Genomic DNA, 12400 nt, shown 5'->3' with positions numbered 1-12400 from the left:
AATTTGTTAATAAGTTGGAATTCCTTATTTTCGCTCCTCATTTTTTTGAGAATAATATAATAGTATAATCAAAACGCATCATGTCGATCATTCAAAACATCAGGGATAAGGCAGCTTGGCTTGTTTTTATTGTAATTGCTTTGAGTTTATTGGGTTTCTTGTTGATGGATTCTGTATCAGGTGCCCGTGGCCGTGATCTTTTTGGAAGAAATCAATCTTCTTTAGGTTCTGTTAATGGAAAAGATATTGATTACGTAAAATTTCAGGAGAGAATTCAATTACAGGAAAATCAATTTCAGCAACAGGGTTATCCCATGAATGAATTGATGCGCCAGAATATCCAGGAACAGGTTTGGAACCAGTTTATTGAGGAAAATGTATTGGAATCTGAATATAAAAAACTCGGACTGGTTGTTACAAGTGCAGAAATAAATGACCTGCTTTTTGGAGATAATCCGCCGCAGGATTTTCGCCAGCAGTTCACAAATGAACAGGGACAATACGATGCAAACAAAGCAAAAGAAGCGATTGATGCATTAAAGAAGCAGAAGAACAATCCGATGGCGAAAAACTTCAGTGAAGTATACCTTCCGGCATTGGCAGGAGCCCGTCTCCGTGAAAAATATGCTTCCTTATTAGGGAATACCTATTATATACCTAAATGGATGGCGGAGAAAACTGCGGCCGAAAATAGTCAGATTGCCGCTATCAAATTTGTAGCTGTACCCTATACTACAATAAGTGATAGTTTGCCGGAAGTGAAAGTAACCGATGCTGATATCACTGCGTTTATCTCTAAAAGGAAAGAAGAGTTTAAACAGGAAGCGTCCAGGAGTATCAGCTATATAAGTTTTAGTGCGGCGCCAACAACAGAAGATACCCTGTCGGTTCGTACAAATCTGCAGAATCTTCGGGATGAATTTGCCGTTTCTCAGGATGCTGCTGTTTTCTTGTCCAGAAATAACAGTGATCTTCCATTTTTTGATGGATATGTTTTAAAATCAAGATTACAGGTTCCGAATGCGGATACAATCCGTAACCTGGCAGATGGTGCAGTATTCGGACCCTACCTGGATGGAGGTAATTATGTACTGGCAAAAATGCTGGGAAAACGGTCTATGCCGGATAGCGTTAAATGCAGACATATATTAATAAGCACGCAAACCACGCCAGATTCAGTTGCAAAAGCCCGGATCGATTCCATTGCTGCGGCTGTAAAGGGAGGAGCAAGTTTTGCGGCCATGGCTGCCCAGTTCAGTGAAGATCCGGGAAGCAAGGACAAAGGGGGTGAATATGATTTTGGTTCTCAGCAAATGGGTAACCTGGCGAAAGAGTTTGGGGAGTTCATTTTTTATGGATCAACCGGTGAGAAAAAAGTAGTAAAAACTGATTTTGGCTACCACTATATTGAAATTTTAAATCAGAAAGGTTTTGAGCAGGCCTATAAAATTGCCTACCTGAGCCGTCCGATTATTGCGAGTCAACAAACGGAAAATACAGCTTCTGGTGCGGCCAATCAGTTTGCCGGTGAAAGCAGAAACGGAAAAGCGTTTAACGAAAATGCGGAGAAGAAGAACCTGACCAAACTCCTGGCCCAGGAAATAAAGCCAAATGATATAATGATTCCTGGTTTAGGATCCAGTCGTCCATTGGTGCGTTGGGTAAATGAAGCCGCTGTGGGCGATGTATCTGAGCCGTTTCCTGTGGATGATAAGTTTGTGGTAGTAATGTTGACCGAAATATCCAAAGAAGGCCTGATGTCGCCAGCCAAAGCAAGACCGCTGGTTGAGTTCCAGGTAAAAAACCAGAAAAAAGCAGAGCTTATTAAAAAGAAAATCGGAACGGCCAATACCCTGGATGCTATTGCTTCCGCAACACAACAAACTGTATTGAATGCAGACAGTGTTCGTTTCTCATCGCCCTTTATACCAAATATCGGCCAGGAGCCAAAGGTAATTGGAGCGGCCTTTAACAAAGCCTACCAGTCGGCCGTATCAGCTCCCATTGCTGGTAACGGGGCCGTATTTGTAATTAAAACCGAATCTGTAGGGGCAGTTGCAGATGGTGGCGCTAATGCGGAAGAGCAAAGAAAAGCAAGTATGCTGCAGATTCGTCAGTCAGCTGGTTTCCGCGCGGTAGATGCACTTCGCAAATCGGCAGACGTAAAGGATCAACGGTCTAAAATTTTATAATAAGAATATCTTGTTAATAGGAAGGGGCGCTTACCGGCGTCCCTTTTTTAATTTACTAACTTTATAGCCTGAATATTGTTACTATAAAAACGGGAGTATGTCGGAACCAATTACGAATAAAATAGCGGAAAGCGGGTTGATTACACTCGACCTGGAAACCTATTATCCGAAGGAGGAAATCCTGCAATTTGATTTGGCGACCTATCTTTTTATGGGATTGATTTTAAAAGAAAAAGAATTCCGTGCTGCAATGAAAGAGCAGGATTGGGACGTATATAGGGGAAAACTGGTAGCGGTAAGCTGTACTGCAGATGCAATTATTCCGATGTGGGCCTATATGTTGGTTGCAAGTTATCTGCAGCCGGTAGCGGCAGCTATTTACCAGGGTACGGAGGCAGAATTCAGAAAAAAACTATTCCTGGATCGCCTGAATGAAATAGAAGGTTCAAGCTTTGTTGATCAGCGGGTAGTAATTAAAGGGTGTGGCGATCTTCCATTGGGTGAATATGCCTATTTCGAAATTTCCCGGATTCTTTTACCACAAGTACGTTCATTGATGTACGGCGAACCTTGCTCAACGGTGCCGGTTTTCAAACGTCAGACAGGTGTTAGAACACCGTCCTAACACCTGTCTGACGTTTGCTGCAGGAACTCCGCAGCCCTGATCAGGTCTTCCGGTGTATCTATATTAACCCCCAGGTATTCGGTTACTACCATTTTTAAAGGAATCCCATTTTCAAGGTAGCGGAGACATTCAATTTTTTCAGCAGCCTCCAGGGGGGTCATTGCCCAGGAAGTAAAATTCATCAAAGCCGCCTTCCGATAGGCATACACCCCTACATGCTCATACCACACAACCGGTGGTTCGGTACTCCTGGGATAAGGAATCGGACTGCGGCTAAATAAAAGAGAATTATTAAACTTATCTACCACCACTTTCACCACGTTGGGATTTTTTACGGCTTCTGCATCCAACATCTCCTGCATCAAAGAGCCTACCTGCACATTAGGATCCTTAAAGCTGGCCAATAAATTTTCCAGGGGTGCCCTTTTTACAAAGGGCATATCCCCCTGTACATTCAAAATGATATCCACCTCCATCCCCTCAATTATTTCTGCTATCCGGTCACTTCCGCTTTCATGTGCCCGCTGGCTTCGATATACTTTTCCGCCCGCATTTAGAATTTCAGCTTCAATAATATCGCTGTCCGTAACAACACTTACTTCATCAAATAATCGGGTGGCAACAGTATTCTCATAAACTTTCCGGATTACTGTGGAGTTTCCCAAAGGCTTCATTAATTTTCCCGGAAACCGGGTAGCATCATACCGCGCCGGAATCATGGCAATAATTTTCCCCATCTATCGTGAATTTGAAAACAAAGATGCATTAATAATCGGTTTTAATATCCTTCTTAAAGGGAATCCGGAACTGATAGCCTAAATCCTCGTCTGTACTGTCTTCCAGCACATCCAAACCATAGCGTAAACCTGCGGGGTCTACATACCGAAAGGTTCCAAACAACCGATCCCATACGGAAAAAATATTGCCATAATTGGTATCCGTTAGCGGCCGCCTATAATGATGATGGGCCTTATGCATATTTGGTGATACAAAAACCAGGCTGATCGGGTAATCAATCCAACGCGGAACCCGGATATTGGCATGGTTGAAATGGGTAAACAAAGCGGCACAGCCCCGGTATAAGAAATACAACCAAACCGGCGTACCAATTACCAGAATTCCAAGAATGGTACTGGTTTCACGGAATAACCATTCGCCCGGGTGATGCCTGGTGCCAGTGGTAACATCCACTTTGGTATCACTGTGGTGAACCATGTGAAATTTCCACATAAATTTTACCCGGTGCATTAACCAGTGCGGTATATACTGGCCAAACAAATCCATAAATAGTAAACCCAGCAATACCTGCAGCCATCCCGCCATCGGAATCCATTGTAATATGCCCAGCTGTTTTTCGGTCACCAAAAAACAAAACCAAACCGTTACTAACCCAAAAACCAGGTTTAAAACCAGGGTAGTTCCCAGGAAAACCAGGTTAATACCCGCATGACGGACGCGGTTAAAGGAAAATTTAAATAAGGGATAATAACCCTCTAGTAACCAGAAAACGACCATACCGCCCAGTAAAATAAGCACGCGATGCATAGGAGGGATGGTTGCCCAATAAGAAAAAAACTCTTCCATATGGCGGCATTTGATATAACAAGTTACCAAACCCGCCGAGTTAACAGCTCAATTATCAGGAAAATTGATGCAGATCATTTACTTTATTATGGCAGGATTTACAAACGACCTCAGCGCTGAAAATGCTTTCATCAATACCCCGCAACCGGGCAATTATTCGCTTACCCCAACCGGAGGGTTTAACATGCGCGCGTTTCTCCAGGGTCTTTGCGCCACAAAAAGGACAGGGTAAACTCTGTATATACGCTTCTTCGGTTTCATCCAATACGGTTTCCGCCCTATTCCAATCAGCTTCCAGAACCATTAATTTAATTCCGCCGACAGCGGGGCTCAGAAAAGGATCGATGGTGACGATATGCTCATCCTTTAAATGACAGTTGATGCCATTGTCTTTCAACAGGTTCAATTGTAAATTGGCCTGTATATAGTTATCGTATGATCGGATTTGACAAAAATTCATGAACAGGCATCAGGATCATGCATTCAGCATCAGCGGCATTACCAGCATCAGCAATTCTTCGTTTTCATCCGCCTCCATGGGTTTGATGATACCCGCCTTCGTGGGAGTTGATAATTCCATACGCACCTCATCACTTTCCGCGGCATTCAACATTTCAATCAGGAAACGGGCATTGAAGGCAATGGCAAGATCATCCCCGTCGTACTGGCATTTCATGCGCTCGTTTCCTTCAAAACTAAAATCAATATCCTGCGCAGCTAATTGTAATTCGCTGCCCGAAATATTTAACACAACCTGGTTGGTACTTTTATTGGAGAAAACGCTTACCCGGCGCAAGGCTCCCTGGAAATCGGTTTTACCGACAATCATCTTATAGGGATTATCAGCCGGGATCACCACTTTATAATCGGGGAAACGGGCGTCAATAAGCCGGCAACTCATTTGGGTATTGCCGTGCGTTACAAAAAGATGGTTGCTGTTATAGCTTACAGTAATACTGTCATCGTTATCCGGTAAGGCAGATTTGAGAATGTTCAGTGGCTTTTTGGGAACAATAAAGGAGTCGCTTTTCGGACATTTTACATCGGTTCTTTTGTACCGAACCAGCCGATGGGCATCCGTAGCCACAAACTGTACGAAATTTTTGTCGAGCTCAAAATATACCCCCGTCATAGCCGGACGTAAATCATCATTACTCACGGCAAACAGGCTTTTATTAATACCTGTTACCAGGGCGCTGCTTGTCATCTCAAAAGAAGTAGTATCATCCGCCGAAGGCTCCTTCGGAAAATTGTCGGGATTTTCTCCCATTACCTTGTACTTCCCGTTATCACTGGTCATTTCTATCCCGAAATTCTTGTCAATGGTAAACGTCAGGGGCTGGTCGGGGATATTCTTTAAGGAATCAATCAGGATTTTTGCCGGAATACAAACCCGCCCGTTTTCCTTCGCTTCAATATCCATCTGAACACGCATTACCGTTTCCAGGTCGGTGGCCACCACATTCAATTTGTTTTTATCTATTTCAAAAAGAAAATCTTCCAAAATAGGTAAAACGGTATTTGCATTGATAACACCACTGATCTGTTGGAGCTGTTTCAATAAAGCCGATGAACTTACAATAAACTTCATAAAACGGTTGCGATTTATAAGGGACGAAACTAAGGAAATTCGGCCATTCTACTAAGGATGATATGAGATCTGCGGGTAAACTCAATTCAGCTCCCGGGCGGATGTTAAAAAAATGGGTTTTTTCCACATTTGCTTTTGCCGGAACTTAGACCCATGATGCAGGAAAAGCGACTTACCCCCGACCAGGCACTTCAGAAAGCACGCCATTATTGTGGCTACCAGGAACGTTGCCACCAGGAAGTTAAAGCCAAACTGTTCAGCTTTGGTCTCAACCGCCAGGAAGTGGACCAGGTCTTGTCTACCCTCATTGAAGAAGATTACCTTAATGAAGAGAGATTTGCTATCCAATATGCCGGAGGTAAATTCAGAATGAAAGCCTGGGGCAGGAGCCGTATAAAACGGGAGCTTCAACAACGCCAGGTAAGTGACTATTGCATAAAAAAAGCAATGAAAGAAATTCCCGATGCCGATTATTTTGCTGCGCTTGAAAAACTGGCCCGCACTCGTTGGGAAAGTTTAAAAGAGGAAGATAAAGCTGCGCGGCTCCGAAAAACACAGGAGCACCTCCTTTATAAAGGATACGAGTGGAACCTCATAAAAGAAACCCTCAGTGGATTGGGACCAGTGGATTGATTTTCTCCTGCCGCCGCTTCTCCTGGCCCCCATTTGCTTCCGGAGCAAGCTAGTAGGTGCAACCCAATTAAAGAATTAATTTCGGACATGTCTTCGTTAACCATAACCATTCTTCAATCGGCACTCCATTGGGAAAACCCGGAAGCCAACCGGCGGATGTTTGAGGAAAAAATTGATAGTATTTCCGAAAAAATGGAACTGGTGGTACTACCTGAAACCTTTAGTACTGGCTTTTCCATGAATGCGGAAAAACTGGCAGAACCTATGAATGGGCCAACTGTTGCCTGGATGAAAAGCCTGGCTGCCCGTAAACGGATCATCCTCACCGGTTCGATTATTATTGAGGATGGCGGAAAATATTTTAACCGCTTGCTTTGGGTTTTACCGAATGGTCAGCTTGGGCACTATGATAAACGGCATCTTTTCGCCTATGCCGGGGAAGATGCACAATTCAGTTCCGGAAACCGGCGCTTTATCGCTTCCGTCAAAGGTTGGCGCATCTTTCTGCAGGTCTGCTACGATCTTAGGTTCCCCGTCTGGAGCCGCCAGCAAGTCAGCCATTCTACCGGGGGGCAGCCACCGGCGGCATTGCCTCCGACCGCAGAAGCGGAATACGATGTACTTATCACAGTAGCCAACTGGCCAGCGCGCCGCAATCATGCCTGGAAAACGCTGTTGACAGCAAGGGCTATTGAAAACCAGGCCTTTGTAGTGGGTGTAAACCGGGTTGGAGAGGATGGAAAGGGTATTTACTACAGCGGCGATTCCTTAATACTGGATCCCTTAGGCAGCCCCCTCTACCATAAAGAAAATCAGGAAGATTGCTTTACCATTACCCTGGAAAAAGAACAGCTGACAAAAACCCGCCAGCAACTTCCCTTTCTCCGCGATGCAGATGCTTTTACCCTTTTAAATGACATCACAAATGGCTGATATACAACAGATTAATTTTATTAATGGAAAAATTTTCACCGGGGAAGACTGGCTTTCCGAAGCAAGCATAACCATCGCCGACGGGCGTATTGCAGAAATTCATACATCGGTTGCAACAGTAAGCCCATCCGCGGCTGCCAACACCGTTCAGGATCTGCAGGGTGGCTACCTGGTACCAGCATTTATTGACGTTCAACTATACGGTGGCAACGGACAGCTCTTTGGCGAACATCCCAGCCTGGAGGCCGTACAGGCCACCGTCGATTATTCCAGGAAAGGGGGCGCCCACCTGATTCTGCCCACCGTGGCTACCAATACCAACGAAATTGCCCTGAATGCTATTGAAGCGGTTCGGGAATACTGGCAAACAGGTGGTACCGGGGTTTACGGACTTCACCTGGAAGGACCCTTCCTGAATCCTTTGAAACGGGGCGCCCATTCCCTGGATCAAATTCAGCCTGTTACCATGGAGGCACTTAAAACCCTGGTTGAACCCGGCCGCGGCATTATTAAAATGATGACGGTAGCGCCCGAACTATTTGAACCTGACCAGTTAAACTATTTGCTGGAAGCCGGAATTATTCTCTCTGCCGGCCATAGTAATGCCAGTTATGAGGAAGCCCGGCGGGGGTTTGAACAGGGTATCCGAACCTGTACGCATTTGTTTAATGCAATGTCGCCGCTCCAACACAGGGCACCCGGCCTGGTAGGTGCCATTCTTTCTCATCCAACAGTAGCTTCCAGCATTGTTCCGGACGGCTATCATGTAGACCCCGTGGTTATCAAAATGGCCAAAGACCTGATGGGGGAACGATTGTTTATCATTACCGATGCGGTTACCCAAAACGAAACCGGGAAATATTCGCACCAACTTCGGGGAGATCATTACACGTTGCCGAATGGCACCCTGTCCGGGTCGGCCTTAACGATGTTAACGGCTGTTCAATATTGTGTAAAAAAAGTCGGAATTTCATTAGAGGAAGCGCTTAGAATGGCCTCCCTTTATCCGGCGAGAGTCCTTGGAATTGCGAACGAATGGGGCAAACTGGCAGTGGGCTACCGCCCGGAATGGTTTTGGATAGCTTCCTTTTAAAACTCTATAATCATGGCAAAATTAAATGCAATCGGATTGGACGAAGCCAAAGCGGTAGACCTATCCGGACGACTCAATACCCTCCTCGCTAATTATTCTATTTTTTACCAGAATACCCGGGGGTATCACTGGAATATAAGGGGTGAGAAATTCTTTGAGCTCCATGTAAAATTTGAAGAACTATACAACGACCTGCTGCTCAAAATTGATGAAATAGCCGAACGGATTCTGACCCTGGGTTATTCACCTGCCCATAATTATTCAGATTACCATACCATGGCCTCCATCAAAGAAAGCAAGGAAGTGGCAGATGGAAGAAAAGCGGTGGAGAATATCCTGCAATCCTTCCAAACAATCATTGGTCTGCAACGCGAACTACTAAAAATTTCCGAAGAGGCAAATGATGAAGGAACCAATGCGTTGATGAGCGATTATATCCGCGCACAGGAAAAACTGGTTTGGATGTACTCAGCGTTTTTGAATAATTAAACTACGAACCGCCTCCACTTTAAGATCGCGGTTTTCAATAATGGATTGGCGGGTTGATTTTACTTCTACATCAGGAAGAACACCCCGTCCATCCTTTACAGCTTCCTTATTTATGACCAGCCTGAACTTAGGCAGCCGAAACCGTATACCAGTTTCCGGCAAACGGACATCCGGGATAAACCAGGCAGAATTCCCATATGCCCCCCCGCCGGTTTCCTCTCCAATCAGCGTTACATTCGACTGCCCCTTTACCGTTAAAGCAAAAATGGCAGCTGCAGAAAAAGAATTTGGCCCGGTAAGCAGGTATACCTGCCCTTTAAACAAATCTTTTCGCGCCGGTTTAAATTCTTTTCTTTCAAAGTACCCAAAATGATAAAACCCATCTGCTTTTTTGCGGGTAATAAAGCGCATAAAGATGCCCGTTACTCCATTAAAACGAACATAATTTCCAAACCTGCTTTTCCTGCTTACGGCATATAAAGAATCCGCCAGTTTAAAAGGAGTAGAGCGGATCTTTTTTGTGAGGTAAGTAGAATGTGCCACATTTCCTCCCCCATTGCTCCGGATGTCTATAACGAGGTGTTTTACTTTATTGCGGCGTAGCTCTTTAAAAGCACTGCGGAAAAAACTTTTCAGCCGGTACCCGTTATTAAAAGTGTTAACCGTCATATAACCGGTAGACAATGCTGTATCGATCTGCAGCGACCGGGCTCTGTCCAGCTCGTTTGCCCGCTGTTCCCGCTGCCTTAATTTCTCCTTTAATTGTGGCAATATTGTTTTTCGGCCACTGTCTTTCTTAGGCGGTTCAACCAGGTTAAAGACGGTTTTCTGTTCCTTTCCCAAACTATCCAGGTAGCCTACTTCATAACTGGGTGCATAACCTGCAACCAAACGTAACCAACCACCAAAAGCCCCGCGGTTACTGATCGTTTGCATCAGGTAGCTGGTGTTGTTCCCATCTTGTGGAATATGAGTTACCAGGCTGTCCACAATTTGTTTAATAGGGGCCCCATTGAGGCTGGTAAGAATGGTGCCGCGGGTTAATTTCAGGTTACTGCGCTGAATAAAATTATTCAGCACCACTGTATCGTTTTCCAGCACTTTAATCGATATCGGAAATTGCGGTAGCCGGGCTGTATCCAGGTAATGCAGAAATTTCCTTGAATAACGGGTGCTGGTATGTCCGCATTTTACTTTCGCTATTACATAACTTAATACAGATCTGAACTGAGGTTCTGTCATCGAATCGTTCAGTTGACGGTATCCCCAATCGAAATAGTAATTCATACTGTCTTTGGGAGTATACCAGTATAAACCGGGATGCGACTCTTCCAGTACGGAGCGGAATACCTGGTAATCCTTCTGTAACTCCTCTTTAGGATACAGCCTTGAAGGCGTCCACCCCGATTTTGATGCCACACAGCTCTGAAGGCCGGCTAAAACCAGCAGTAATAAACAAAATCGGTTGCAATGGGTAAGCATGGAGCGCCTGGTACAATTAGGATAACTAAATTAAAACTGCTGTTTATGGTTCCTTAAATGCATTCCAGCCCTGGGCGGTGATCTTGAATTTATTTCCCCCTTTAGTTATAATATGAGCACCGGCTTCCGGTTCTGTCATATACCCAACTACGCTGATCTGTTCGTTAAGTACCAGTTTATCGTAGTCGGCCTGTGGAATGGTAAATAATAATTCATAGTCCTCCCCACCACTTAGGGCGCAGGCAGTTGGGTCGAGGCCGAATTTAAACGCTGCCTGCCGGCTGTCTTCATGAATCGGAATTTTCTCTTCGTATAAAACACAGCCCAGTTCACTTTTTTTGCAGATATGCAGGATTTCTGAACTGAGGCCATCACTGATATCCATCATAGCGGTTGGACGAATACCGTTGACCGTAAGAAAAGCAATGATATCTTTTCTGGCTTCCGGCTTAAGTAACCGGCCAACTATATATTGTTCATTTTCGAGATCGGGCTGAATTTTGGGATTTTCGAGGTAAATTTTTCGCTCCCGCTCTAATAAAGTGAGGCCCAGAAAGGCGGCGCCCAAATCACCGCTTACACAAAGCAGATCGCCTTTTTGAGCAGTGGATCGTTGTACAAACTGGTCAGGTGCAACTTCTCCTACTGCGGTAATACTTATTACAAACCCGCTTTTGGAACTGGTGGTATCTCCCCCGATAAGATCTACCTGGTAGGCTTCACAGGCAGCATAAACCCCTTCATAAAATTCCTCCAGGGCTTCCACGCTGAAACGGTTGCTGAGGGCAATACTGATGGTAATTTGCGTGGGACTCGCATTCATAGCATAGATATCGCTCAGGTTTACTACCACCGATTTATAACCCAGGTGTTTAAGTGGTGTATACATGAGGTCAAAATGTATTCCTTCCACCAACATATCGGTGGTGATCACGGTCTGTTTTCCGAAATGATCGATGACCGCAGCATCATCGCCTACGCCTAATATGGAAGAGGCATTGCTGAACTCTATATTTTTGGTAAGGTGTTCGATGAGGCCGAATTCACCCAAACTGGAGATGTCCGTTCTTGTTTCCATTCAACTTAGTTTTTTTCACCGTTTATCCAGCCAAGCATATCGTCGTGAATCTTTCCATTGGTTGCCAGTATAAAAGGCTGGTAGGGAGAATAGTAGGCGCCGGTAAAATCGGTTACTTTACCGCCTGCTTCTTCTACCATCAGAAAACCCGCCGCACTGTCCCATGCATTTAGTTTATGTTCATAAAACCCATCAAACCGGCCTGCCGCTACCCAGCAAAGATCAATGGCAGCAGAGCCCAGTCTGCGAACCGGAACACCACGTCGGATAAAACGTTCGAAACAGTCGAGCGGACCATTGGGCATATCCAGGAAAGTATAGGGAAAGCCGGTTACCAGGCAACTGGAAAGAACATCGGCTTTATCACTTACATGAAGGGGTTTTCCGTTTAAGCTGGCACCCTTGCCTTTTTCGGCCAGAAAAAACTCATTGATAATGGGGTTATAAACAGCCCCCATAGTTATTACCCCATTTACTTCCAGGGCTACACTTACACAGCAGATCGGAATGCCATTTGCAAAATTAATGGTACCATCAATCGGGTCTATTATCCATTTAAAAGGTGATTCTGTAGCCATTTCCCCGGATTCTTCACTTAGGATGAAATGGTCGGGAAAAGCTTCCCGGATGGTGGCAATAATAGCTTTTTCAGCGGCATGGTCGGCTTCCGTTACCAGGTTGTTTACGCCTTCCTTATTAG

13 protein-coding genes are annotated in these 12400 nt (G+C 44.9%); 6 read left to right on the top strand and 7 right to left on the bottom strand.

The genetic code is table 11. The features are described from left to right. Positions 1-80: 80 nt before the first annotated feature. Both A1D16_RS05165 and A1D16_RS05160 read left to right on the top strand, forming a co-directional pair. Positions 81-2192: a SurA N-terminal domain-containing protein gene (locus tag A1D16_RS05165; RefSeq protein WP_290708198.1), complete on the top strand. Its 2112-nt coding sequence runs from the start codon at positions 81-83 to the stop codon at positions 2190-2192. Positions 2193-2289: 97 nt separating this feature from the next. Continuing rightward, positions 2290-2817: a DUF2480 family protein gene (locus tag A1D16_RS05160; protein WP_290708197.1), complete on the top strand. Its 528-nt coding sequence runs from the start codon at positions 2290-2292 to the stop codon at positions 2815-2817. Here A1D16_RS05160 and kdsB read toward each other — a convergent pair. The 4 genes from kdsB to dnaN are packed head-to-tail and all read right to left on the bottom strand — an operon-like array spanning position 2814 to position 5992. Further along, on the bottom strand, positions 2814-3554 hold the full coding sequence (kdsB, locus tag A1D16_RS05155) for a 3-deoxy-manno-octulosonate cytidylyltransferase (RefSeq protein WP_290708196.1): 741 nt from the start codon (positions 3552-3554) through the stop codon (positions 2814-2816). The two genes, A1D16_RS05160 and kdsB, sit on opposite strands and share 4 nt — an antisense overlap. A gap of 28 nt (positions 3555-3582) precedes the next feature. Then, on the bottom strand, positions 3583-4401 hold the full coding sequence (locus tag A1D16_RS05150; RefSeq protein WP_290708195.1) for a sterol desaturase family protein: 819 nt from the start codon (positions 4399-4401) through the stop codon (positions 3583-3585). Positions 4402-4456: 55 nt separating this feature from the next. Continuing rightward, positions 4457-4861, bottom strand: coding sequence for a DUF2007 domain-containing protein (locus A1D16_RS05145; RefSeq protein ID WP_290708194.1), 405 nt, complete (start codon positions 4859-4861; stop codon positions 4457-4459). Between the two features lie 15 nt (positions 4862-4876). Continuing rightward, positions 4877-5992, bottom strand: coding sequence for a DNA polymerase III subunit beta (dnaN, locus tag A1D16_RS05140; protein ID WP_290708193.1), 1116 nt, complete (start codon positions 5990-5992; stop codon positions 4877-4879). 153 nt (positions 5993-6145) lie between these two features. Here dnaN and A1D16_RS05135 point away from each other — a divergent pair, with 153 nt between their 5' ends. The 4 genes from A1D16_RS05135 to A1D16_RS05120 all read left to right on the top strand — a co-directional run bounded on the left by A1D16_RS05135 (position 6146) and on the right by A1D16_RS05120 (position 9140). Beyond that, positions 6146-6625 (top strand): regulatory protein RecX, encoded by a 480-nt coding sequence (locus A1D16_RS05135; RefSeq protein ID WP_290708192.1) that lies wholly within the window; start codon positions 6146-6148, stop codon positions 6623-6625. An 87-nt stretch (positions 6626-6712) separates the two neighbouring features. Beyond that, entirely contained in the window at positions 6713-7558 is an 846-nt protein-coding gene (locus A1D16_RS05130) for a nitrilase family protein (protein ID WP_290708190.1), read from the top strand. Further along, positions 7551-8651, top strand: a complete 1101-nt coding sequence (gene nagA, locus A1D16_RS05125; RefSeq protein WP_290708188.1) for an N-acetylglucosamine-6-phosphate deacetylase — start codon at positions 7551-7553, stop codon at positions 8649-8651. Before A1D16_RS05130 ends, nagA begins: the two co-directional genes overlap by 8 nt. 12 nt (positions 8652-8663) lie before the next feature. Continuing rightward, entirely contained in the window at positions 8664-9140 is a 477-nt protein-coding gene (locus A1D16_RS05120; RefSeq protein ID WP_290708187.1) for a Dps family protein, read from the top strand. Here the strand turns inward: A1D16_RS05120 and A1D16_RS05115 are convergent. The 3 genes from A1D16_RS05115 to A1D16_RS05105 form a co-directional block, all read right to left on the bottom strand. After that, positions 9120-10559, bottom strand: coding sequence for a S41 family peptidase (locus A1D16_RS05115; protein WP_290708186.1), 1440 nt, complete (start codon positions 10557-10559; stop codon positions 9120-9122). The two genes, A1D16_RS05120 and A1D16_RS05115, sit on opposite strands and share 21 nt — an antisense overlap. A gap of 106 nt (positions 10560-10665) precedes the next feature. Then, positions 10666-11700, bottom strand: coding sequence for a thiamine-phosphate kinase (gene thiL / locus A1D16_RS05110; protein ID WP_290708185.1), 1035 nt, complete (start codon positions 11698-11700; stop codon positions 10666-10668). A gap of 5 nt (positions 11701-11705) precedes the next feature. After that, positions 11706-12400 (bottom strand): inositol monophosphatase family protein (locus tag A1D16_RS05105; RefSeq protein WP_290708184.1); only part of this gene is annotated, 695 nt, incomplete at its 5' end.

The sequence above is a fragment of the Flavihumibacter sp. CACIAM 22H1 genome (assembly GCF_001601815.1).
Taxonomy (GTDB): Bacteria; Bacteroidota; Bacteroidia; order Chitinophagales; family Chitinophagaceae; genus Flavihumibacter.
Note: the sequence above shows the minus strand (reverse complement) of the source record. Positions and strands in the feature narration are given on the sequence as shown.